Here is a 24,095-nt window from a genome sequence, read left to right as displayed (position 1 = left end):
TCGGTCAACTAGATCTACAATTTAAATGCAGAACAACTTAACTTAAAGCATCGAAACTTCGCCGACCACCTCCAATCGTTTAAAATCGCTGAGAGTCAGGTAAGTGTCCGAAAGAGTTTCGGCGATCGTCGCAGTAATCCAGCCCAACTGCTTGAGCAAGTGAATCGCCACAGCAAATTTAGCGCGCTTTCCTCCATCAGTTACCTTAATTGCCAAACCCATACCTTCGCCAACCCGGCCAATACACTGAACCCCTTCAGCACCGGATTTGCTCACCAATTCGCCTTGAGTCAAGCGCATCAGTTCCGTGTCAAATCTCCCCTCACCAGCAACCATCATCGGGTGGTGAGTCATAGCGCGGACAATCCGCTCCATATCCACATTGTCGCCGGAGGCTAATTTAGCGTACAAAGACGCCATTTGCCCCAACTGCAACAGATAGGTAGGAGCGCCGCAGTCGTCGCGAGCGCTGATAAACTCTTCGGCAGGCATGGCCAGCAAGTCAGCTACTTTGCCCAAAATAAGCTGCTGGACGGGATGTTTGCGCCGCAAATAAGTTTCTAGAGGCCAGTGCAGTTGCTGACAGACAGCCAGCATTCCGGCGTGTTTGCCAGAACAGTTGTATTGCAGGGCGCTCTTTTTGCCTTCAGGAATGGGGCATTGAAGTTTAGATGGGTCAATGTCGCAGCGCCACAGAACGTTAAACACCTGTCGCGATTGCTCGATCGTACCTTGATGAGAACTGCAAATAATCGCTAAATCTCGATCGGTCAATTCGTAGCGTTCCAAAGTGCCGCTCGCCGTCACAGCCAAAGCTTGAAAAGGTTTGAGTGAAGAACGGACAAATGTCGCCGTTTCCGAGTTACCGGCAACGGAAAGAACGCGGCCGCGTTTGTCGCAAACAGCGGCTTGGGCGCGGTGCTTCGATTCCGGAATACCTTCGCGCAGCAGTGTGACTTCGAGTTCGGGAGCTTGGGTTCGTTTTCCCCTTGTCATATCAATTTTAGATTTTAGATTTTAGATTTTAGATTGGGGTGAAAGAAGTCTTGAGTTGCCAGTTGTGAAGTTAATCTTTTGGTGATTGTTTGTAACTCAAAACTATCGGGCGGGCAGAAAACTGCGCCGCCCCTACGACTCAAAACTTCCCTTTTACCATGAACGATTACACAAAACTCCAAATTAGTCCCCCGCCAACCAGCAATACTGTCAAACCATAAAATGTCTGCCGCAGACGCCTGAGAATTGGTTCTAGTTCGTAGTTGACTATCAATTGGTCTTGAGCTAAAACTTCGGGAGTTTTAGGCCAAGATTGACAATCGTACCAGCCAGACTCTTCGTAGACGACTGTGGGATTGGAAAGTCGCGATCGCACGTAGAACCAACCCAAGTAAAGCCGCAGCAAAGCTAATCCTAGAATAAAACCGGCACCAGCGGCAGCGCACAGGGCAAACTGAACTGGATACTTCAGCGGAGCAAAGCTGGCTGCTGCTAAGGGCCCGGATACCAAGCAACTCCAACCCCATACCCAAGCAAGTTTTGCCAGATATGCGGGCAAATCGAGAGTTACCCAGCTAAAAAACCAGGATTCTGTAAGTTCTTGATATTCATTAACCGGGCGTTGTTCCTGGGGAACAGGACAAATAGAAACAGAAGTGTCTTTCACATTAGCGATCCTCTCGGCGCGGTGGAAAATTCAATGCGTTCGGCGTGTCCCCAGAACGCTTCTAAATTGTAAAATTCGCGCTCTTGAGGTTTCAAGATGTGGATAATCACGTCGCCGTAGTCCATGACGACCCAACTGGCGTCTGATAGCCCTTGTGTACGCAGCGGCAAGCGTCCCCATTCTTCTTCTACTTGGTCGGCGATGGCTTGGGAGATGGCTCGTACCTGGACGTTGGAGAATCCGGTGACGATCGCAAAGTAGTCAGCGAGATAGCATACTTCTGCGACGCCCAGCAATACAATATCAACTGCTTTGCGGTCATCGGCAGCTTGTGCAGCGGTCAATATCAGGCCGCGGGCTTCGTCTGGGATGGTGGCGTCGGTTACTGTGGACTGGGCCCGGGAGTATTCGAGTTGGGTTAGATCTGACATTAAGTGTTTAAGTTCCTAATTGATACGGTAAGGGGGAATTGGTGCGCTATTGGCTTTCGGTTGTTGGCAGTTTGAGACTAGAAATAGGAGTTAAATTCAAGCCAAAAGTAAGTACAGGATTGCTGGTAAATTTTACGTTTAACTTGTGATTTGTTCGATCGACTTTCCCGTCGATTTTCCTATTTCGGGCGATTCCGCGCGGGCCGTTTGCAGCGCCCAATTCCGCGTAAGTACGGTGCGCGGGTGAATGTAGCAGCGAGTTTCTAGCAAATATTTGAGAGAATGATCGCTAGTTTGCCACACGGCTGCATAAAGATTTTGGACGCTTGTCTCGCGCAGTGCTTCTAGTTCGGCTGTGTTGCCGCGGCTGGGTTCTATAGTGTCTGCTATAAATACGGTACAACTGAGCTGGCTCATGTTTGGTCTGCCGAGGGTATGATTGGCGATTGCGTCCAAAATTTCTCGATCGACCACCCCGAATTCGTCTCTAGCGACGATCGCGCTCGCGTCTGCGTGCAGCAAATGCGGGTGTGCTTCCAACACTGAGTCTAACTCTAAACCTTCCTTCTGAGCCATTTGCAGCAGCATTTGGGGTTTGAAGTATTTTGCCAAGTCGTGCAGCAGTCCTGCCGATCGGGCTTTTGCTTCGTCGAGGCCGTAATGGCGAGCCAAGTCTCCTGCTGTCTGTTCGACTCCGAGGATGTGTGTGATGCGGGCGGCAGGAACGCGCTGTGTGAGCCAAGCTAGGACTTTTTCGCGATCGAGTGCAAGTGTCAAATATTAACTCCCAAATTGTAGGATCTACTATTTTAGCGTTTTCTTTTAATAGACTGCGGTGTAGGGCTGACAGGGGTGCGGTGGCTTGTGGGATGGGGAGGGGTGAAGGGGGCGATCGGTTCTACCTAAACCCTTCAAAAATCTGTTAAAGTCGGTGGCTGTAACGACAAATTGTAGTTACCATAGACATCTGGCAAAAAGACAGTCAAGAACAGGCAGGATGCCTGTTCCACAATAATTATGCCAGAAGTCTAATATTTAGTAACAATCAATGAACAACGAATTTACTTCGAGCAAATCTCAAACTGACTGGCAACGCCTAGATGCCATGACTGATGAAGATATTGATTTCTTTGATTGCCCTGAAATTACGCCTGAAACGTTTGCCAAAGCATTAGTTCGGCGAGGCTTACCCAACCCTAAGACGAAAGCTCAAGTGACCTTACGCATTGACCGTGATGTTTTGGAGTGGTTTAAATCTCAAGGTCGAGGTTATCAAACTCAGATTAACACGTTACTGCGAGAATACATGAAAGCCCATCAATAATGGATTTGCTATTTTTTGTATCGTTCTCATTTATTCTACTTTTAATCAGTGCCATCAAAGGTTATTTTATAGTTGCTCCGCTTCTAGCTTCGATGGCAATTTTGACGGTCATTTTGTTGCGGAGGGGATTTCCGCTAAAAACCTTAATCAAAATGGCTGTTGCTGGCAGTCAAAAATCTTTTTCAGTCATCGCTATTTTACTTTTAATCGGCGCAGTCATGGCTGTGTGGATGGCTGCGGGGACGGTTCCGGTTCTGGTATATTGGGGAATTAAATCGATCGACCCTCAGTATTTCATTTTTTGGGCGTTTATCTTAACCAGCGTTTTTTCTGTACTGCTGGGAACATCTTTTGGTGCTGCGAGTACGATCGGCATTGCTTTGATGATAATCGCCAACGGCAGCGGTGTAAATCCGAATCCGATCGCCGGGGCGATTGTAGCGGGAGCTTATGTGGGCGATCGGTGTTCTCCGATGTCTTCGAGCGCTATTTTGATTGCCATCCTTACCAAAACCGAAATTTATACCAATCTCAAAAATATGGCGGTGACGGGCTTATTACCGCTGCTCGTTTCCAGCTTGTTGTATTTAATTTTATCGGCTTTTAATCCCGTCGAACTTTCGGGCAACAATTTGGCTTTGGAACTAGGCACAGCCTTCAATCTTAATTCGATAACTTTGCTGCCAGCCTTGACAATTCTCATACTTTGTGTACTGCGAGTCGAAGTCAAAATCGCGATGGCTGTTAGTATTATTACCGGAAGTGCGATCGCCTTTTTCGTTCAAGGTTATTCGCCGATCGAGATTCTGCAATTCGCGATCGCAGGATTTAAATTAGAATCAACTTCTAGTTTAAAAGATATTGTAGCAGGAGGAGGAATTTTGTCTATGGCAAAAGTTTCATTAGTTGTAGTTGTCTCGACAGCATTTGCTGGCATTTTTGCCGGCACCAGAATTTTAGAATTTGTGGAAGTGTCTCTCAATAAAGCTCGAACCAGAGGAGATTTATTTTTTGCCACAACAGTAATTAGCATTTTTTCAGCAGCCTTTGGTTGTACCCAGACGATCGCAATTATCTTGACCCATCAATTAGTGGAATCAAAGTACCGCCAACAAAAATTAGATGATTATCAACTTGCTGTAGACTTAGAAAATACCGCTGTTGTGATTTCCCCCTTAATTCCTTGGAATATTGCAGGATTAGTTCCAGCAACTGTCTTGGGTGTCAATTCGGATTTTATACCCTATGCGTTTTATTTATATCTGATTCCTTTATTTAATTTGATTCAACTGAAACTGGCTAAGGCACCTCATAAAAATTAACCAAAATTAAGAGATATCTTACATTCATTATCTCGCTTTTCTTAAAATTATCGGTGTTCATCTGTGTTGCGTCGGGAGCATCTCAGTTTTGCATCTGTAGTGCTGTCCCCGCTCGCGTGCTGATTGATATAGCAGGCGAGCGGGGACGCTCGCACTGCAATAAAAAATGCTTCTTGCAAAAATGAGATGCTCCCTGTTGCGTCTGCCTTAAATCTGCGATCGATCGCAGATGTATGCAATTGCTCGTCTACTTTGGCAGCGGTTGCAATATTTTCTCAGCATGACTTGCCGCCACCGCCGCAAATAAAGCCTCATAATGATTCAAAGCTTCCTCAAATCCGTAATTCTCCACAGCATACTTTCTACCTTGCTCGCCCAACGCATCCACCCGATCGCGATTTAAGAACAAATCCTCCACAGCATCAGCCAAAGCCTGCGGATCTTCCGGCGCTACCACCACCCCGCCACCGCTTTGCTGCACTGCTTTATGCGCCGTACCAGTTTCGGGAACGGACGCCAAAATTGCCCGACCGCTCGCCAGCAGCACTTGAATTTTTGAAGGCATATTAAAGTTAGTTACCCGGCGCTTTTGTACGACTAAACTAACATCCGCAGCAGCTAACATTTCGGGCAATTTTTCTCGCGGTTCAAACGACAGTAACATTACATTAGTAGCTTTGTAAGTTTCGCAATCTTTTTGCAAGCGCGTCAGTGCTGTTGATTCCCCCACAATTACAAAAGCAATTTCAGGTATGTGCTTCAAACGGGTCGCTGCTTTGACCACTGTTTGTAAGCCTTGGGTAAGGGCAATATTTCCAGCATAAAGAACCACAAACTTGCCATTTAGTTTGTGGGTTTCGCGAAAGGGGTTATTTTCTTTTGGTAAAGGGCGGATGAAATTGACATCAACCCAATTCGGAAGGCAAACTATTTTTTCCGGGGGTACTCCCTGAGAGTGCAATTTGCTGACAAAACCGCTGTCGATAACGCTGACTTGGCTGGCTGTGCTGTAGGCAAATTTTTCTAAGGCGTCCGCAATCTGAATTAGCAGTCCGTTTTTTTTCACCAAGCCGACGCGCACTGCTGCTTCTGAGACGATATCCTGTACGTTGAGGACGATCGGGATATTGCGAGTCCAGCCGTAAAAGGCCACTGGAACGCAAATCGGTAAAGGTGGCATTGTTGAGAAAATCACGTCGGGACGCCAGCCTCTGAATGCTTGGACGGCGCTGGATACGACAAAACTACCGTCTAGCAAAAGTCGGTCTAGCAGGCTGGGGTGAGGGCCGTTGACGCGCAGGTAACTCCGCTGAATAGTGACGCCGTTGTGTTCTTCGGTGAGGTAAAATTTGCCCCGATATTGCGGATAAATTCGCCGCTGGGGATAGTTGGGCATTCCGGTGACGACTCGAACTTGGTGCCCTCGCTTGACTAGGCCTTGGGCTAGTTCTGTCATCAAGGGGGCAATGCCGATCGGCTCTGGATAGTAGTTATAGGAATAAATTAGAATACGCATAATATATTTAGTTTGAAGCAAATAGTCCTGCCGCTCCTCTACTCGATCGTCCACCCGGTGAATTGCTGAGGAGGTGGTTGGGTGTCAGGGAGCATCGCAGGGGCGGCGCCCGGCCCTGCCGACGATCGCCAGAAGCCGCCCAGGCTCGGGCCCTGCCGGCGCCCTCAGATAAGGTTTTTACGCATTACCAGGCAGTTGGAGCGATCGTCGGTACGGATATAGTGCAGCTCGTCGGTGAGCTTGTACATAAACACCAGTCCCCTTTCTCCTTCTCTATCCAACGGATCGCGCTGCTCTTGCAGGATCGAGCGCAGCTTTGATTCCAGGTTGAAGGGTTGACCTCTGTCCCAAATCCTAATTTCTAAGTAGTCTGCAAACACTTTTACGTCAATGTCGATCGGCGTCTCGGGGGGCAAGTTCTGGTGAGCATGGCGGACAGCATTTGTAAACCCTTCATTAACAATCAGGCTGCACTGCCACCACAAGTCCTGTGGTATCAGCGGCAGAACAATATTCTCCAACCATTCCGAAACTTGTGTCAGAGCGTTCAGGTCTGTTGTAACCTGAAGGTCAAACTCGGCAATTGGTTGCTCGTCTTTCATTTTTCTTCTCCCTGGTCGCCCCCCACCACCGCTGTAGCCAGCGCAGGTTGGAGAGGAAAAGGAGGGCAAGGTCTTGGCAACATATTAGTTTAGTCAAGCTTGAATTGAAGAAGCCCGTTTTGCCTCAAGGTGAGCATTCCTTTCGCACCATTTACTCGATCGCGAAAATGAGAGACTTCCGATACTGTAACCCGCTTCGGTAGGACGTTTAAATCGGAAAATTTCCCGACTCAGCAGCTTGCGATGAGTTATTTCAGCTTCGACCGTGTTAGCAGTCGGTACTTTTCTCAACACACCTGAGTTCTTGTCGTCCTCGAAAACCCTGCTGGAGTCATTCGAGTACGACCTCGAACTCGCCAATTGCTAATTAATGCTCCGATCGCAGAGCTGGTAAATAGATGCACATTTTCTGTGTGAATTTTAACACTTAATACTAACGTAAGTATCGCGATCGATCGCCTACTTGACTAAGTATCAAGTTCGAGTTCCGGCTGTCGAGAAATCAACAGCAACTAAAATTTCAGCAATCGGTTGTTGACCGCTCTACATAGCGCCACTATTTTTGTTAAACAGCACAGTTATGGTTTTAACAATTAGTTTCAGGTCATACATCAGGCTCCAGTCTTGTTGGTATTTTAAATCTAAACGGATGACATCTTCAAAATCGCGGACTTTAGAGCGACCGTTGACTTGCCATTCGCCTGTCATTCCAGGTTTGACATCAAAACGCTGCCACTGAGGGACTTCGTAGCGCTCAACTTCGTCTGGAGTAGGCGGTCTAGTGCCGACTAGACTCATTTCGCCTTTGAGCACGTTCCAAAACTGTGGCAGTTCGTCGAGACTCGTTTTCCGCAAGATGCGTCCGACTTTGGTAATCCGCGGGTCGTTGTCATTTTTGAAAAATGCGCCAGAAGCTTGGTTTTTAATTTCGGCTTTCATGGCTTCGGCATTAGTACACATCGATCGAAATTTCCAAATCCGAAATCTTCTGCCCATCCAGCCGCAGCGGGTTTGTGCAAACAATATCGGGCCCGGATCGTTAATCGTGATGGCTGCCGCTATGGGTACAAACAAAATTCCTGTAATTATCAAACCGACGATCGCCCCAACGACATCTATCACCCGTTTCACCAACGACTGCACCGAGGGATGCGTCATCGGTAGCTGATTGTCGGAGGGGTGTGTCTCTATGGGAGTTGACGTTGCAGAAGGCTGCTCGATTGTCAGCACTTGATCTAGGCTGGTGAGAGCAAATACTGCCATCACCTGTGGCTTGAGGCTTCGGAGCACCAAGTCGCTGCCGCGCTGTTTGGAAAATTTCAGATTGCTGACTAAAGCACCGATCCCGCTACTGTCAATGAATGTCGTCTGACTGAAGTCTAGGACAATTTTGCTGGGAACGGTGTTTTCAGAGAAAAGTTGCTGGCAGGTTGTCTTGAAGTTTACGGCTTCAAGTACGCTCAAGCGCACGGGTATGTGAACCGAGGGAATCTCGTCCAAGTATGTAACCCGAAAATCTGTCTCTGGGGTTTGGCTGACCATGAAGTCCTAGTTTCAAATTTCAAGCTGATGTCTTTAGCCTATTGTGTCCTAGCCGCTCCACGTTTACCAAATATTGTTCCGATCTAAAGCCCAGCTTTATACAAACTTTACAAAAACCCTAAAAATGTGGCCGCCGAGCCTCGCCATATCACAGGTCAGGGTAGACTCAAGTCTACCGGTCATCAACCCGTCCAAGTTTTGGCGGAAAAATTTTGAACCCATCAGCTACCCAACTGTCCGGGCTGGAAGTATCTCATTTTTGCAAAAAGGATTTTTTTTAGTGCAGTCCCCGCTCGCGTGCTATGTATAGCACCAGAGCGGCGACTGCACAAAGGAATGAGAATTAAATAACTTACAATTTTTATTGTTGTTGTGGGATGGGCGTCCCGCCCGTCCTTTCTGGACAGGCGGGACGCCCATCCCACAAATATGTGTAAATTATTTAATTCGCGATCCTAAGAATGCCAAATTGAGATGCACCCCCGGGCTGGATTTTTTAAAGTTATGACAGACTTTGGCAAACAGGGAAAGTGTATAAATTACAATGTCTTGTCGTGTTCGATCTCTATCGGATCTTTAGAAAAATGGTATCAAATCTGAATCAAGATTTTTGTGGATTCAGAGCGATTAATTTTGTCGTTAAGAATTTTCGATCCTGTATTGCAGGGGGAAAGTTACCGCAGCGAACAGCTAAAAGTTAACGGTTAACTGTGTAACAGGAAAGTCAACAGTTAACCGTTAACTTGAAAACCCCGCACCAAAAGTCAGAGGATTAGGTTAAGAATTGTAGACGTTTTCTGACTGGGAGGTTTCGCGGCTGATGGGTTGGACTTTGGCTTTGGCTTTGGCTGCGTTGCGTTTCAGGGCCTGGAGACGAGCTTCGTATTTAGCCCGTTGAGTTTTTTTGGAGGTTTGCTCGATTAAGGTTTTTAAGGCACTACCGAGGCTTTTATAAGCGTTTGGCAGAGTGTAGCCGAAGCGAGTGGCGAGGGTGAGAGCTTTTTCGTCAGCGTCTACTGCTTCTTTTAAACTTTTGTCTCCGTTGTTTTTTTGGTAAAGTCTCCAGCCGGAGACGCCGCACAAAGATAGGGCCAGTACCAGCAGCAAGCCGTCTTGCACCCAAAGTTCGCCGACGGCGCCGCCTAAACCGATCGCCAGAGCCGCCATTTCCCAACCGTCTCTGGGGATGGTGTCGTTTTGGATGCGGGCGACTTCATGCCAAAATAGGAGGTTGCGCTGATCCATTGCTAGCTGTTCCCAGCGGATCAGGTCTATCTGTATTTCTACCTGGTCTTTGCCTATTTCTTCGCTACGGATTAGGGTGGGATTAACTTCTATTGTTTTTTCTACTGTTACCCAACTTTGGAGTTCTGGGGGCAGTATATTTTTCAAGCGCCGGATCTCACTCATCTCGGCTCTTGCTGTAGAGGTTGCATAGGATGTCATAGCTCCGGCCTATTGATTTTCCAAAGGTTAATATGTGTCTATTTCTGGAGTATAGCAAACCTTGAATCCAAATATAGCCTCGTGGCGGGGGTCGATCGACCTTTTGGCAATTTTATTTGATTTTAGTCGTTGTGGGCGATCGATTTCTTCCGACTATTTCATCAACGGTTGAATTTCCTGCCGCAATTTCGACCAAGCCGCCAAAACTTCCGGCTTAGAAGTAATCCCTTTTTGAACCAAAACAACTCCGTCCAATACTTCAGCAATTCCGTAAGAACCGTTCCGCAGAGCTTCGTCTGTAAAACGCACTGCCCCCCTAACTCTACCCCGATCCAGCGGAACTTTTAAATTATGCTGCTGCAACTGCCACAAATCTAACAGCGCATAATCGACATCGACTACCTTTCCCTCTTCATCTCGAAACTGCATCATTTCTAAACGGATGAGGTTTCTGCGACCCGAAAGGTGAGAAACTATGTAACCGCTTGTCGAAACGCTAGCAGCTTGCGGAATCAATTTTAGCACGGTTTGCAGGTCTGTGGCGTGTTCTAATTGCTCCGGCAAGGATTGATAAACCAAAGGATTAAAAGAATAAGGCGACAGAAAATACAAAGCCCCATAGGGATTGGAAGTCAAGGTAAATAATAGCGACAATCCAATACATCCAATCCAAAAACGGTGCAGCCTCGGTTTAAATCTTTCTGGATGTTCCGACCACCATAAAATTACAGCATAAACCAGTAAAGGAATCACGCTTAAGGTATAGCGAGTATTGATAGAAGTCGCTGATTTATTGTAAACTTGCACCAGCAGAACCAGCAAAGGAAAGCTTGACATAATCCAAGCTGGCAGCGAAACAACAGGTATAAATGCCAGCGGCAGCCACAAACCTAAAATAAACCTGATCCGCCTTTCTAAATCGTTAAAAAATACCTCAATTATAATTTGAGGTTGGGTAACAATCCCCCACAGCAGTTCCAGCGTAGACGGATTTTCTGTTTTGACGAATTTCCTAAAAAAATTAGCTAAGTAAAGCCGGGAATTGTCATCAGAAAACATGGGCATCACAACATTGGTAATCAGCGAAACATAACTAAAACTCAACACGCACAGCGCTATTCCGGCTCGCAGATAGCGGCGGCTTACTATTAAATAAGCTCCGATTCCGAACAAACTAATTCCAGTTTCTTCGCGAATTCCTAACGTCAGCGCTGCAAAAATCCAAAACCACACCCACTTTTGCTTTTCTAAAGCTAACAGCAAACTAAATATAAATAGAGGAAGTTGGCAGTGTTCGTAAAAATTTCCCAGCGTCGGGCCTATTACACCATTTGCTCCGTAATAACTGGCTACTATCATTACCGACAGGGGAACAGATAGATAATGTCTTGCTAAAAGATACAAAACTATTCCGGCGACGGCGATTAAAGCTACTTGCAAAACTATCAGGGTAACAGGGGATGGAAACAAGGCATAAATCGGCATCCAAATTAGAAAATTGATAACGAAGTGTTGCCCTAAATGGATGTAAGATGGAGATGACAGTTGTCTGTCTATCAGCGAGGCGCTGGAGGCGCCTGATGACAGGGAACTTTGAAAGAATCTGCCGTGTATGCTGTTCCAAAATACTTGGTTAAATAGGCCGTGATCGTAGGATGCTAAGAAGCTTTCGTAGCGAATTATGCTGAAAGTTAAAACTAATATAAAAAAAATCGCTGCTAGGATTGTAACTTGACGAAATCCTGTTTGATTGTTCCACGAGTCGAGAGGTTTGAATTTCATATTTTTTACTGCACCGATATTTTTTCTAAGGTTGATAGGACTTATCGACAAGTTGCCAGAAACCGGGTTTTTCGCCAAAATACTTGGCTCAAACCCTTAATAAGAGTTGAAAAACCCGGTTTCTTTAGTCGGAGCGATCAAGCCCTGGTTGACTGAAGTTGTGCTTAAATTCGGAAATAGAAATAAATTTGCCTTGGGTTTTAAGCTTGGTAAGGTATTTTTCGAGTTTATCAACCATTTTGCTGCCTGAGTCTTTTTTGACATAACCGGGTAATTTAAACTGGGAAATATCAGTGAATTCCCAGGGGTGAAAGTAGATGTTCAGATACGAGTCTGTTTCTAGCGTTAGCTTGGTTGCCAATTGTATCATTGACAGAGGAAAGTTTTTAAAGCTCAACCAAAATAACGGAAATCGGATCATAGGAGTGACTGAAATGGGAAGGTTGAGCAGTTTATTCGTATAATATGCAGTTCTGGATTTAGATAGATTATTGTATCTGCCGGGGATGTAAGTAGGATTCATTGAGGAGTTGTATTCGTAGCCTGCTTTTTCTATTTCTATGTCGTCAACTGGCTGAAGTCTTGCCATCCTGAATCCAGTGACTTGAGTATTCGTTATTTCTTCTAAGGTTTGCTTTGATTTTTGTAAATCTTCGAGGCTAAATTGAGAGTGGTAAAAGCCGTGGGAGGCGATTTCGTGGTGTTTTGATAGTTCTCTGATTGTATCTCGGTTGTTGAGTGCAAAGTTGGCTGTGACAAAAAATGTGGCTGTAATATCTAATCTGTCGAGAAGTGCAATAATATTTGACAATCCTCGGCTAGATATTTCAAATTTAATCTCGTCTTCCAGGCGTTGACCGTATTCTTCGGGGATGTCAAATTCTTCTAGATCAAAACTCAACAATATTGATTTATTCATAGTAGCCTGCGCGGTCGTTGTATCTAATTTTAAACAAGCTGATCAGCATTTTTAGGGAATCTTTAAGTATGTTGACTTGAGAAAGTTTGTAGAGATGTTCTTGTGAAACTCGGGCGGGTATCTCACCAGTTGTATATCCTTTTTTGTGAGCTAAAAACAGCAGTTCTGCATCAAAGGAAAACCCGGTAATTGTTTGTCTTTTAAATATTTCTTGGGCTGGTATTTTCTTGAAGCCTTTGAGTCCGGCTTGCATATCTCTATATGGTAGATTCAGGATGGCTCTGGAAATTAAGTTAAATATTTTGCCAGCTATTTTTCTGAGTAAGGTAAGATTTCGGAAGTTGTCTCGATCGAGATTTCGGCAACCAATTACGACATCAAATTTTTCTAATTTTTCTACTAAGGGTTCGAGATGTTCGAGGGAGTATGCTAAGTCGCCATCCATGAAGCAAATGCAGTCGGCGTCTGCATCTTCGCATCCTTTTTTGACGGCATACCCTTTGCCTTGACGGTTGCTGTAAGAAATTAGTTTTATGTGATGTGTGGGAAAAGCTTTGAGTTTGTTTTCTATAATTTCCAGTGTATTGTCGGTCGAGCCGTCATTAACAATGATAAAATTGTAAGCATAATTTTTTTGAGTAAATTCTAAAATTCTGTTAAAGGTTTGCTCTATGCAATTTGCTTCGTTGTAAACAGGCAGAATTACTGCGATTTTCATCATTGTTGTTCGATCGCGCTTTCGCAGAAGTATGCTACCACCTCGGGCAAGAAATCACAAGTACAGGACATCAGGTGTCAAAAAGTTAGCCAACAATAAATCTTGTCAAGTTTGAAGGGGGCTGCGGAAAAAGTACGATCGCCATAAATTGTATCATGGTAGGCTTGACCTAGCTCATCTTTAGGGGCGACACGGGCGATCGACAATCTAGACACTCCCAACATCTGAACTCGAAAAACCGTCATACTACCGCCTGAACTATATACCTTATGAGGTTGTAATTGTCAATGATAAATTATTTAGTTAACAAATGGCCCGAGTATTTTCAACCCGGTATGACGCCCCGAAAAAAACGTATTATTAGATTTTTACTAGCATTCCTCCTAACTTTCATCACCTATCAAGCAATCCTAGAAATCATCACAGTAGAAATTCCGATTTTCGGCTTTCACGATATAGTAGACCTCCGGAATCCCCAGGAAATACCGCCGCAGCGGCGAGACTTTCCCGGCGACTACAGCGAGCAAAACTTGGAACCTTTTTTAGATGACTTAGTTAGGCAGAACTATTGGTTTTTGTCAACCCAAGAGCTTTACGAGCATTTCATCGCCAATCCCAAAAAGCCGGTACCGAGTGAATATCGCGATCGCAAAAAAGTTATGATTACCTTTGACGATGGCAACAAAAGCATTTATACGCACTTACTCCCGATTTTACAAAGACTCGAAAATAAATACAGCAGAAAAACTAAAGTAGTTGTATTTGTCAACTCCGGCTTTTTAGGCCGTCAAGACTCACTCATAAAAAAGGTAACTTGTCAAGACTTAAGAGACGGAATGCAAAAAGGTTTTTATGATATTCAATCCCACGGACTGAACCACGAAAATCTTACAAAAATTTCTATGACAGCATTAGACAGAGAACTATCTCAAGACCAAATTAGACTCAGAAAATGCACCAAAGACTTAGATCCAAATCAAATAGTTGCGTCTCACATAGCCTACCCCTTTGGCGCAGTCAACAAAGAAGTTGACAAATATCTCGTCAAATACTTCTCATCAGGATACTTGTACGACAGTCTCAAATTAAAATTGCGGTTTTTTCCACCCAATAAATACCGGATTTCGAGATTAACAGTCAACAAAAAACACTCCGCAGAAAGACTCAGCAGCCTAGCTTCAGGAAGCTGGCTACACAAACTAATTGGCAAAAAATAAGCTATACAGCTTTTACAGTTATTCAATGAAGAATTGGTGAGTGCATTGGAACACGCAACATCGGAATCACAAAATAGCATCGAAAACCAAAAACCCTTAGCAATTGCTGCCGTTTCCCAACGCGCCGACGCACTGGATGCGCTGCGCGGACTAGCAGTATTAGCAATGGTTTTATCAGGTACAATAGCCCGCAAAACCTTACCAGCGTGGATGTATCACGCCCAATTACCACCACCAGACCATATTTTCAATAACAAACTGCCAGGATTAACCTGGGTTGACTTAGTTTTCCCCTTCTTTTTGTTTGCAATGGGCGCCGCGATACCGCTAGCTTTGTCGCGCCGCATCGCCAAGGGAGGGGATTTTAAAAAAGTAATATTCTCTATTTTGCAAAGAGGCTTTTTGTTAGCATCATTTGCGATATTTCTCCAGCACATTCGCCCGACTACAATTAATCCAGACGAACCCAGCCCACAAAAGTGGTGGCTGGCTTTGTGCGGTTTTTTTCTATTATTTTTAATGTACGTTCGCTGGCCACAAAAATGGTCAACTTGGCTGTGGCGAGGGATGACAGTTGCTGGTTGGAGTGCCGGGATTAGCTTCATCTCTCATATCAAATATCCCGATGGTAGGGGAATTTCTTTTGAACGCAACGATATTATCTTGATGGTACTGGCAAATGTGGCGGTTTTCGGATCGATAATTTGGCTGTTTACTCGTTCAAATGTGTGGATGCGAGTAGGATTTTTGGGTTTGCTGTTGGCAGCGCGGATGTCTTCTCATACTGACGGTTGGATTCAGTCTATTTGGCTGTACTCTCCTGCACCTTGGCTGTTTCAATTTGATTATTTAAAGTATTTGTTTGTAGTGATTCCTGGTACGATTGTTGGAGATTTACTTGCAAGGTGGATAGAGTATCGTTCGCCGGAAGAGGCGAGTTATGCTAGCTGGAAAAGTTGGCGCTATTTTAGCATTATGATTTTGATGTTGGCTCTCAATTTAGTTTTGTTAGTTGGACTGCAAGCTAGATTGGTGTGGCAGGCTTCATTAGTGACGGTGGTATTGTGTTTGTGCGGTTTGCTTTTGTTGAGAAAGCCTCGGAATGTCACGGAAAATGTATTAAACCGCCTTTACAAATGGGGTTGTTATTGGCTGGTTCTGGGTTTGCTATTTGAGCCTTATGAAGGCGGAATTAAGAAAGATTCGGCGACGATGAGTTACTTTTTTGTAACGACTGGAATGGCGATTTTTCTGTTAATTGGGTTGACGATAATTATCGATGTGTTTCAGAAGAGATGCTTTTTGCAGTTGTTTATTGATAACGGGGTGAATCCGATGATTGGGTATGCGGGATTTGCCAATATTATCTGGCCGATTCTGGTGTTAAATGAATGGGAACCGATGATTATTGAGATGACTTCCACTGATCCGTTTATGGGGTTTTTGAGGGGTTTGGGATATACGGCGATTTTAGCGTTAATTGTGGTGGTGTTTACGAGGTTGAAACTATTTTTGAGGACGTGAGTTAATTAAAGGGCGAGTTTATCTTCAGCTATTGTAGCGGAATGATTTAACCGCAGAGAACACAGAGGACGCAGAGGGAGAGAATGGATCGTGACTTACGCACGGGGTTCATAAACCTGGTTTTTGGTCTCCCATGCGTAACTTCTAGGAAAGTGACTTTAAAATGCCACTTTCTAATTGATAAATCGCTGCCATAATTCCAGTTTCAGGATTGGTTAACAGGGATTTTTTGACATCTTTCAAGTAACTTACAAGGTGTTCGCGCAAAATTGGTCTTTCTATTGTGACTGTATGATTGTAATCCCACAAATCCCACATGATAATCCCGACACCGACAATCGGGTCGATTAAACCTACTCCTAGCTGACTTGCAACTGTACCGCCTGTTTTTGTTGCTATTTTGGCGGCGGCTTTGCTGGCAACTTTTGCTGTAACTTTGCTGCCGACTTTGGTTGCTACTCCCAATATTAATGGTTTAGCAATTAAGTAACCGCTGCCGCCAACTAATACTTTTAATGATAAATTTGAGACGTTTCCTTTGTCGCTAATTGTGGTGGCAATGTCGTTCAGATATTTGTCCCACTGTACTTGTGGGATGTTATAGTTGTTTTGAACTACTTTGACATTTTTGCTGACTTCGGCTATGTACAAGTTAGCAGTATCTTGAGTGATTAATTGAAATTTCAATTGAGCATTTTTGGGAACCAGCACGCGGTTAGCAAATTCTCTTTGGAAGTCTTCTGTTAATTTTTCGGAAACAGCGCGAGATGCTGCTGTCATGTCAAATCGGTTGAGTACGGCGGATTTGACGAAGTTGAAAGGTACTGTAAACTCCATCTTTTTTTGGTTGAAGTAATCGAAGTACCAATCGAGGAAGCTGTTGTCTACTCGTGCTATTACTTCGGTTTCCCATTTGTCCAATTCTTTTGATGCGAAAGCCTCGGCTGTTGTATTGGCTTTTTGGATGGCGTTTTTAATGTCTTGGTTGACTTTGCTGAAGTCGTGGGGCGGTGAGACTACAACGGTTGTGGTTGCCGTATTTGTTAGCGACTGGGAGATGAGAAAGTTGCCTAGTAGGGGAATGATGACTACTATAATTACAACTGTCCAAATCATCGGCGTCACGGTTTTGATAAACTGGGTGATGACTTTGAGACGTTCTGTTTTCTCTGAATAGCTGATTTTTTCGCTGTCTCGACTCATGGCGGTTCGTCAATTGATGAGATTTTGGGGCTAGTTTTGATTATAGGCGGCGTTTTGGGCGATCGTGTTGCGGGCGCGTGGGCTCGGATTCTGGAGGGGTTGGGGGGAAAGTGCACCCTTTCAGCCCTGACTGTATAATAGTCATAGCCTTAGCTATAGCTCAGGTACTGACTTCCCCAAAAGTATAAAAAAACATGGTTCACAAAATAGCTCTATTTAATCACAAGGGTGGCGTTAGCAAAACAACCACTACATTTAATTTAGGATGGATGTTAGCCACCAAGGGAAAAAAAGTAATCATAGTGGATGCCGATCCGCAATGTAACCTGACAGGAATGGTTTTGGGATTTTCAACCAAGGAAGAACTAGAGGGATTATATGAAAAAAACCAGAATATTAAATCAGGATTAGCACCTGCATTTGAATCAAGACCTAAGCTAATTGAAGCTGTAGATTGTTTGCCAGTAGAAGGGTGCGATGGTTTGTTTTTGTTACCAGGTCATGTTGGACTTGCTGAATATGAGGTAACATTAGGCATTGCACAAGAGCTAAGCGGTTCAATTCAAACACTGCAAAACTTACCGGGTTCAATTTCATATCTTTTGCAAAAAACAGCAGATAAATTTGAGGCTGATTATATTTTGATTGATATGAGTCCAAGTTTAAGCTCAATCAATCAGAACTTACTGATGACCAGTGATTTTTTTATACTTCCCACAAGTCCAGACTTCTTTTCAGTAATGGCGATCGATTCTTTGGCAAAAATCTTGCCAAAATGGTATGCTTGGGCTCAGAAAGCTTCAGAAATGATGATTTTGAAAGATGCCGCCTATCCATTTCCCAAAGTTACACCGCGCTTGCTTGGGACTGTAGTTCAAAACTATCGAATAATACGTCAAGAACCCGCTGCTGCTTTTCAGAAGTGGATAGATGGAATTGAAGAAGCTGTTTCTACTAGATTAGTACCATCTTTGCAAGAAAATCATATGCTACTAAGTAATCAGATGTACAATTCTCAAGCAATTGGCCGTGATTTATGCCTTGCAAAAATTTCTGATTTTAACAGCCTTATTGCTAAGTCTCAAGAGCATCAAACACCAGTTTTTGCTCTCACGCCAGAGCAAATAGGGCGGCCTGGTATAGTTTTGGAAAAGACTTTAGGAGCGCAAGAAGAGTTCAAAAAAGTTTTTTCAACACTGACGGACAGAGTTATTGGGTTAACGTGCCATGCAGTCAGCAATTGATCTATTTCGCATCAGTATTGCTCGCGTTCGGGATCTGATTGCTGTGCATAATTCTCTAAAAGCTCAAACTAGCAATGTTCTGGATCTTTCAGATATGCTGAGAGCTGCACTTGTTCTAGCGGTGAGCGCTTTGGACTACTATATCCATGAAGTTGTCAGGATAGGTATGTTAGAGATTCATCGCGGGCAACGTCTTGAACCGCCAGCATTTTCGGGGTTTCAAATTTCACTGGGTAACGCTCGTACAGGTATAAACGCAGGACAAAATATTGATTCCTGGTTAGAAGATGAAATTCGCCAACGCCACAGCTACAAAAGTTTTCAGCAGCCAAATGCTATAGCTGATGCTGTCCGGCTGATTTGCGATAAAAAGTTGTGGGAAGAAGTCTCTATTAACATGGGTAGCCCTGCTAAAGATATAAAACAAAAACTAATTCTAATTGTCGATCGCCGAAATAAGATAGCACATGAAGCAGATATAGATCCTACTTTATCGTTAGGGAATCGCTGGCCTATTGATGAACTATTAGTTAATGAAGCGGTTAATTTTCTTGAGCAAGTCGTTGAGAGCATACACAAGATATTTTAACCCGCGACTATCGATAATTCCTCGGCAGTTCATAAAAAAAGAGTTAACTTTTAGCCTGCTTTACTTAATACAACCAGAATGTACCGATCAAGACTAACTCCTTCCCTTTCCGCTTTTTCTGCTAAACTTAAATGTAGAGATTTAGGAATTTGTAAAGATAGACTTCCGCTATACTCAACCTCCGTTGTAGGTAAAGGAATCTCATGCCCGCACTCATAAGCAGTCTCTATCCACAATTCTCTAGCTTCCTCAATATTCTCCATTGCTTCTGACAAAGTTTCTCCTACAGACATACAACCTGGAAGGTCTTTGATAAGGACTGTATAACCTCCTTCTGGATCTGGGTAAAGACTTATAGCATATCTCAGGCTCAAGTAATATTCTAAAGATTTATTCTTCAATTCTATCTTCTGATTCATTGCTCCAATCCTCCAGTTTCAATAGCGCAACAATTTGCTTTACGTATACTCCTTTTACCTTTTTACCACCTTTTTTAGGAACTGTAATATTTAATCCATCAGCATTGACAAAAGTATGATGACTTCCTTTCGATCGCTTTTCTTCAAAGCCAAAAGCAGTTAGGATATAGCACACATCGTCAAACCGCACTTCTGGTGGATTTGCTAAAAATTGTTCTACCAGTTTTCCTAACTTGCCCATAAATTTTTATGGATGCTTACACTATTCTAATAAATAAGGGCGGGCATTGCCCACCCTCGCGCTGAATCAGGTGTTATTTAGAAACTAAACCTTAGCTTCATTCTTCACCAAATCACCCCAACCCAAATCCTTCAGCGAATTATTCCGGCGCAGCGGACGAGTCACCAACTCCAGAATATCCCGCGCATTACCAAAGCCGTGAATCTGAGCAAAAGTAAACTCAACTGACCATTTAGTATTGATTCCCCGCGCTTCCAAAGGATTAGCGTGAGCCATACCGGTAATCACCAAGTCTATATTCTGCGCGTAAATCCGCTGTAGCTGATTGTAATTGTCCGGTTTCTCGACAATCCGAGGAGTCGGAACTCCCATCTCGTGACAGGTTTTTTCTAACAGCGCCAATTCGGCGGCTTGATAGCGCTTGTCCATGTAAGGAATGCCGATTTCTGGGCAAGTCATGCCGCAGCGAATCAAGAAACGTGCTAAAGAAATCTCTAGCAAGTTGTCGCCCATGAAGAAGACTGATTTGCCGCGAATGATTTGCAGATAATCTTCTAAGCCCGCCCAGATTTGTGCTTCCCGTTCGTCTAAACCTTTTGGTTCTATGTTGAGTACGGAGCAAATTTTTTCAATCCAAGCGCGAGTTCCGTCTGGCCCGATCGGGAATGGAGCACCAATTAGCTTACACTTACGACGGCGCATCAACGTCGAAGCGGTACGGGACAAGAACGGATTCATGCCAGATACATAATAACCTTCTTCCAGAACTGGCAATTCAGTGTAGCGTTTGGAAGGAAGCCAACCAGAAACTTTGATGCCTTGCTTCTTCAATTCTAAGGTTAGCTGAGTCACAACCGGATCGGGCAAAGAACCGAAAAGTACCAGCGGTGTGTGCTTGACATATTCCGATTCATCTGCTGCAACTTCCTCTTTTTTCTTGCCGAAATTCAGCAGTTGAGAGATGGCGTTGCGTTCTACTTTCTGAGATTCCATCACTGGCGCTTTCTCAGGGCATTTAGCAGCCATCGCTGCTAAAACTGTATCTTCACCTTGAGTAAAGGCGTAATCCAAGCCGTTAGCGCGGGCTGTGACGATGGGAATGCCAATTTCGGCTTCCAGCTTCGGCGCCAAGCCTTCTAAGTCCATTTTGATGATTTCGGTGGTGCAAGTGCCGATCCAGACAATTACGCTGGGGTTACGATCGCGCTTAATTTGCAAGCACAGCCGCTTCAACTCATCAAAATCGTTTAATTGAGCGGAAATGTCGCCTTCTTCCAACTCAGCCATCGCATAGCGCGGTTCGGCAAAAATCATCACGCCCATGGCGTTTTGCAAGAAATAGCCGCAAGTCTTGGTACCGATGACTAGGAAAAAGCTATCTTCAATTTTTTGATAAAGCCAAGCTACGCAGCTAATCGGACAAAATGTGTGATAATTACCAGTTTCGCATTCAAAGTTTAAAGCTTCTGGCTCAGTAGTCGTAATTGCAGTCATATTTCAAATGTTCTCCATTTAAATTGTTTTTCGTCTTGAACTTTCCCAGGCTAGGCTAGCGAGGAAATAGCTGTATTTGGCGATCGCGCGATCGCAGAACAATAATAGAAATACCTGGTTTTGGCGTAATTCCTGTGAAAAATAGATGCAGCAAACTGAATATTTTCGCAGCAGCAGCATCTAAAATTCCAGCTCAAAAATTCTGCGCGAGGGCTTGTAATCCCTCACAGCAGGGATTTAGTGTTTTTCAACTCGCTAAGCTAAAAACCATTTTGGTGGTTGTGAGTTTGAGTCAATTAAAATTTAACAATTAAAATTTAACAACTCGCAACTCACAACTCACAAATAGGCGGGAAAACTCCCGACTAGGATAGACTTTGGCGATCGCAACAACCTTACTTAAAATCCGACAAAAAGCCCGAAATCTCTTCATCCTCATCATCAGAATCCAAATCACCGAGACCTAGAGCATCTAAATCATCTTCATCAGGATCTCCGGTAGTTGCTTCCCCCAAATCGTCTAGTCCGAGTTCGTCGAGGTCATCGTCATCAGATACAGAGAAATCGTCAAGACCATCTTCGTCCAAGTCGCCCAGATCCATATCTAGGTCATCTGAGGTCGTAGCCCCAAACGGATCGGGTATTGCTTCGGCGACAAACTCTGCATCTTCTTCCCCAAACGGATCGGATATCCCCGCTTCGAGATCCCCAGAGGTCAAAGTCCCAAATTCTGAGGCTTCATCTTCCTCGTCATCGAGGTCGAGACCGCCCAAAGCCGAGCCTTCATCTTCCTCATCGTCGAGGTCGAGACCGCCCAAAGCTGAGGCTTCATCTTCCTCATCATCGAGGTCGAGACCGCCCAAAGCTGAGGCTTCATCTTCCTCATCGTCGAGGTCGAGACCGCCCAAAGCTGAGGCTTCATCTTCCTCGTCATCGCCCATATCGAAGTCTGATATGGCGTCTTCCTCATCCTCGCCCATATCGAAGCCAGATATGCCGTCTTCCTCATCCTCGCTCATATCAAAGTCTGATATGGAGTCTTCCTCATCGTCCCCGAGAGCGAGACCGTCCAAAGCCGAGGCTTCTTCTTCCTCATCCTCGTCCATGTCGAAGTCGGAGACAGATTCTTCCTCATCCTCGTCCATGTCGAAGTCAGAGATAGATTCTGCCTCGTCCTCGTCCATGTCGAAGTCGGAGATAGATTCTGCTTCGTCCTCGTCCATGTCGAAGTCAGAGACTGCTTCTTCCTCATCCGGTCTCAGTGCGTTAACAGCAGCAGCCAGACCAGCGACTCCGGCGACTCCGGCGACTACTCCGGCTGCTGTTAACGCCGCACCGCCTAATTTATTAGATTTGGCATCAGCAGTTGGAGCGGCTGCGGGTGCAGCAGTTGCAGTTGGAGCGGCTGCGGGTGCAGCAGTTGCAGTTGGAGCGGCTGCGGGTGCAGCAGTTGCAGTTGGAGTGGCTGCGGGTGCAGCAGTTGCAGTTGGAGCGGCTGCGGGTGCAGCAGTTGCAGTTGGAGGTTGACCGGCTACCTGTGGCACGGTACTTGAAGGCATACCCAGTGCTAGATCCGGGTCAAAATTTAGACCCAAGACTTCGATCAGGCTGTCTGCATCCGGCTTGAGTTTTGAGAAGGGCAGCATTAATTGCTGGAGTTCCGGCTCCAGGGCAGCCGCAATTCCCAGGATGAGGTAAGAAACAGGCCTTTTCCCGCCGTCGGGTGTGGCGACCGTGTTGTCAGCCGTCATGTGCAGGAGCAGCCAAGTCCGATTTGCCTGGTAGTAGTCCAACCACTTCTGTTTGAGAGCAACTGAAAAAGTATCAAAAAAAGCCATAACCTCTTTATCCTCATCCTGATCGCTAGACCTATTAAACCATCATCAGGTCTAGCTCATCTTCCTCCTTCTTGACCACTGGTTGCACAGGATTTAGATAAAAATCTGACAACAAGGAGAATAATTCGCGATCGGGCGTGTCGTTGGGCACTACTCCTTCGGGCATTGCCAAAATTTGGTCGGCGATGTTGAGGTAGTAATCGCAGACGTAGTTGAGGGAGGGATCGCTCTCGGCCATCTCAAACAAAGTCTTGCCTTTGACGCGAGAAACGCGGATGTCTTCAATTAGCGGCAGGACTTCGAGCACTGGCATGGGTACAGTGTCGATGTACTTGTCGATCAAATCGCGCTTGGAGGTGCGGTTGCCAATTAGACCGGCGAGGCGCAACGGGTGAGTGCGGGCTTTTTCGCGAACTGAGGCGGCGATGCGGTTGGCTGCAAATAATGCGTCGAATCCGTTGTCGGTCACAATCATGCAGTAGTCGGCGTAGTTCAATGGGGCAGCAAAACCGCCGCACACTACGTCGCCGAGTACGTCGAACAGGATGATGTCGTATTCCTCAAAGGCGTTGAGTTCTTTGAGCAGTTTAACGGTCTCTCCGACTACGTAGCCGCCGCAACCAGCTCCTGCGGGCGGGCCGCCTGCTTCTACGCAGTCAACGCCGCCGTAGCCTTTGTAGATGACATCTTCGGGCCAAACGTCTTCGTAGTGATAGTCCTTTTCCTGAAGGGTGTCAATAATTGTGGGGATCAAGAAGCCCGTGAGGGTAAATGTGCTGTCGTGCTTTGGATCGCAACCGATTTGCAAAACTTTCTTGCCGCGTTTGGCTAGGGCAACGGAGATGTTGCAGCTTGTTGTCGATTTGCCAATTCCACCTTTTCCGTAAACTGCGAGTTTCACTCTTTTTTTCTCCTATAGGTTTCTATCAAAACGATCGGGCTGGGGTTTGACGCTTTGATGTTGCGATCGCTACGCCTCTAATCGCCAATTAATTGGACAAACGTGGACTCAGCATACAAAAGAAAACCTTGGCACCTCAAAAGTGGTCATTCTTTTTGGC

General features: G+C 45.1%; 25 protein-coding genes. 6 read left to right on the top strand and 19 right to left on the bottom strand.

The features are described 5' to 3' along the window. Positions 1-42 precede the first annotated feature (42 nt). The 4 genes from JGK36_RS15210 to yqeK form a co-directional block, all read right to left on the bottom strand. Positions 43-996, bottom strand: a complete 954-nt coding sequence (locus JGK36_RS15210) for an asparaginase (RefSeq protein WP_293196897.1) — start codon at positions 994-996, stop codon at positions 43-45. A gap of 166 nt (positions 997-1,162) precedes the next feature. Then, a complete protein-coding gene (locus JGK36_RS15205) occupies positions 1,163-1,663 on the bottom strand; it encodes a CGLD27 family protein (protein WP_293183265.1) in 501 nt (166 codons plus the stop codon). Beyond that, complete coding sequence (gene rsfS / locus JGK36_RS15200) at positions 1,660-2,094, bottom strand: ribosome silencing factor (RefSeq protein ID WP_293183263.1); 435 nt, start codon at positions 2,092-2,094, stop codon at positions 1,660-1,662. The genes JGK36_RS15205 and rsfS overlap by 4 nt, the downstream gene beginning before the upstream one ends. A 138-nt stretch (positions 2,095-2,232) precedes the next feature. Then, positions 2,233-2,871: a bis(5'-nucleosyl)-tetraphosphatase (symmetrical) YqeK gene (gene yqeK / locus JGK36_RS15195; protein WP_293196896.1), complete on the bottom strand. Its 639-nt coding sequence runs from the start codon at positions 2,869-2,871 to the stop codon at positions 2,233-2,235. 271 nt (positions 2,872-3,142) lie between these two features. Here yqeK and JGK36_RS15190 point away from each other — a divergent pair, with 271 nt between their 5' ends. Then, positions 3,143-3,418: a BrnA antitoxin family protein gene (locus JGK36_RS15190; protein ID WP_293196895.1), complete on the top strand. Its 276-nt coding sequence runs from the start codon at positions 3,143-3,145 to the stop codon at positions 3,416-3,418. After that, positions 3,418-4,740, top strand: coding sequence for a Na+/H+ antiporter NhaC family protein (locus JGK36_RS15185; protein ID WP_293196894.1), 1,323 nt, complete (start codon positions 3,418-3,420; stop codon positions 4,738-4,740). The genes JGK36_RS15190 and JGK36_RS15185 overlap by 1 nt, the downstream gene beginning before the upstream one ends. Positions 4,741-4,987: 247 nt before the next feature. Here the strand turns inward: JGK36_RS15185 and JGK36_RS15180 are convergent, their stop codons facing one another. From JGK36_RS15180 to JGK36_RS15140, 9 genes are all read right to left on the bottom strand, one after another. Further along, on the bottom strand, positions 4,988-6,256 hold the full coding sequence (locus tag JGK36_RS15180; RefSeq protein ID WP_293183255.1) for a WcaI family glycosyltransferase: 1,269 nt from the start codon (positions 6,254-6,256) through the stop codon (positions 4,988-4,990). A gap of 164 nt (positions 6,257-6,420) precedes the next feature. Then, the gene (locus JGK36_RS15175) at positions 6,421-6,858 is read right to left on the bottom strand and encodes an ATP-binding protein (protein ID WP_293183253.1); all 438 of its coding nucleotides are present in this window, start codon (positions 6,856-6,858) and stop codon (positions 6,421-6,423) included. Positions 6,859-6,951: 93 nt separating this feature from the next. Then, positions 6,952-7,152, bottom strand: coding sequence for a hypothetical protein (locus JGK36_RS15170; protein WP_293183251.1), 201 nt, complete (start codon positions 7,150-7,152; stop codon positions 6,952-6,954). A gap of 249 nt (positions 7,153-7,401) precedes the next feature. Next, on the bottom strand, positions 7,402-8,400 hold the full coding sequence (locus JGK36_RS15165) for a sugar transferase (protein WP_293183249.1): 999 nt from the start codon (positions 8,398-8,400) through the stop codon (positions 7,402-7,404). A 777-nt stretch (positions 8,401-9,177) separates the two neighbouring features. Then, positions 9,178-9,846, bottom strand: a complete 669-nt coding sequence (locus JGK36_RS15160) for a DUF3318 domain-containing protein (protein WP_293183247.1) — start codon at positions 9,844-9,846, stop codon at positions 9,178-9,180. Between the two features lie 153 nt (positions 9,847-9,999). Further along, positions 10,000-11,628, bottom strand: coding sequence for a DUF2079 domain-containing protein (locus JGK36_RS15155; RefSeq protein WP_293196893.1), 1,629 nt, complete (start codon positions 11,626-11,628; stop codon positions 10,000-10,002). 124 nt (positions 11,629-11,752) lie between these two features. Then, on the bottom strand, positions 11,753-12,547 hold the full coding sequence (locus JGK36_RS15150) for a polysaccharide deacetylase family protein (protein WP_293196892.1): 795 nt from the start codon (positions 12,545-12,547) through the stop codon (positions 11,753-11,755). Beyond that, a complete protein-coding gene (locus JGK36_RS15145; protein WP_293183241.1) occupies positions 12,540-13,268 on the bottom strand; it encodes a glycosyltransferase in 729 nt (242 codons plus the stop codon). Before JGK36_RS15145 ends, JGK36_RS15150 begins: the two co-directional genes overlap by 8 nt. A 74-nt stretch (positions 13,269-13,342) precedes the next feature. After that, positions 13,343-13,510 (bottom strand): hypothetical protein, encoded by a 168-nt coding sequence (locus JGK36_RS15140; protein WP_293183239.1) that lies wholly within the window; start codon positions 13,508-13,510, stop codon positions 13,343-13,345. 90 nt (positions 13,511-13,600) lie between these two features. On the opposite strand from JGK36_RS15140, the gene JGK36_RS15135 reads away from it, so the two are divergent. Continuing rightward, positions 13,601-14,482: a polysaccharide deacetylase family protein gene (locus JGK36_RS15135; protein WP_293196891.1), complete on the top strand. Its 882-nt coding sequence runs from the start codon at positions 13,601-13,603 to the stop codon at positions 14,480-14,482. A 36-nt stretch (positions 14,483-14,518) separates the two neighbouring features. Next, positions 14,519-16,006: a DUF5009 domain-containing protein gene (locus JGK36_RS15130; protein ID WP_293196890.1), complete on the top strand. Its 1,488-nt coding sequence runs from the start codon at positions 14,519-14,521 to the stop codon at positions 16,004-16,006. Between the two features lie 144 nt (positions 16,007-16,150). Here JGK36_RS15130 and JGK36_RS15125 read toward each other — a convergent pair whose 3' ends face one another. Continuing rightward, positions 16,151-17,209 (bottom strand): hypothetical protein, encoded by a 1,059-nt coding sequence (locus JGK36_RS15125; protein WP_293190526.1) that lies wholly within the window; start codon positions 17,207-17,209, stop codon positions 16,151-16,153. A 194-nt stretch (positions 17,210-17,403) separates the two neighbouring features. On the opposite strand from JGK36_RS15125, the gene JGK36_RS15120 reads away from it, so the two are divergent. Both JGK36_RS15120 and JGK36_RS15115 read left to right on the top strand, forming a co-directional pair. Further along, the gene (locus JGK36_RS15120) at positions 17,404-18,453 is read left to right on the top strand and encodes a ParA family protein (protein WP_293190525.1); all 1,050 of its coding nucleotides are present in this window, start codon (positions 17,404-17,406) and stop codon (positions 18,451-18,453) included. After that, positions 18,437-19,042 (top strand): HEPN domain-containing protein, encoded by a 606-nt coding sequence (locus JGK36_RS15115; protein ID WP_293190524.1) that lies wholly within the window; start codon positions 18,437-18,439, stop codon positions 19,040-19,042. The genes JGK36_RS15120 and JGK36_RS15115 overlap by 17 nt, the downstream gene beginning before the upstream one ends. 50 nt (positions 19,043-19,092) lie before the next feature. Here JGK36_RS15115 and JGK36_RS15110 read toward each other — a convergent pair whose 3' ends face one another. The 5 genes from JGK36_RS15110 to bchL form a co-directional block, all read right to left on the bottom strand. Then, a complete protein-coding gene (locus JGK36_RS15110; protein ID WP_293190523.1) occupies positions 19,093-19,461 on the bottom strand; it encodes a type II toxin-antitoxin system HicB family antitoxin in 369 nt (122 codons plus the stop codon). Continuing rightward, complete coding sequence (locus JGK36_RS15105) at positions 19,433-19,702, bottom strand: type II toxin-antitoxin system HicA family toxin (protein ID WP_293190522.1); 270 nt, start codon at positions 19,700-19,702, stop codon at positions 19,433-19,435. The genes JGK36_RS15110 and JGK36_RS15105 overlap by 29 nt, the downstream gene beginning before the upstream one ends. An 84-nt stretch (positions 19,703-19,786) precedes the next feature. Beyond that, positions 19,787-21,196, bottom strand: a complete 1,410-nt coding sequence (locus tag JGK36_RS15100) for a ferredoxin:protochlorophyllide reductase (ATP-dependent) subunit N (protein ID WP_293190521.1) — start codon at positions 21,194-21,196, stop codon at positions 19,787-19,789. Between the two features lie 395 nt (positions 21,197-21,591). Then, the gene (locus JGK36_RS15095; protein ID WP_293183219.1) at positions 21,592-23,034 is read right to left on the bottom strand and encodes a DUF5331 domain-containing protein; all 1,443 of its coding nucleotides are present in this window, start codon (positions 23,032-23,034) and stop codon (positions 21,592-21,594) included. Positions 23,035-23,068: 34 nt separating this feature from the next. Continuing rightward, positions 23,069-23,935 carry a ferredoxin:protochlorophyllide reductase (ATP-dependent) iron-sulfur ATP-binding protein gene (gene bchL / locus JGK36_RS15090; protein ID WP_265237962.1) on the bottom strand — a complete coding sequence of 289 codons (867 nt, stop codon included), beginning with the start codon at positions 23,933-23,935 and terminating at the stop codon, positions 23,069-23,071. Between the last annotated feature and the right edge of the window lie 160 nt (positions 23,936-24,095).

It is taken from the genome of Microcoleus sp. PH2017_35_SFW_U_B, from assembly GCF_020737865.1.
In the GTDB taxonomy this organism is placed as follows: Bacteria; Cyanobacteriota; Cyanobacteriia; order Cyanobacteriales; family Microcoleaceae; genus Microcoleus.
Note: the sequence above shows the minus strand (reverse complement) of the source record. Positions and strands in the feature narration are given on the sequence as shown.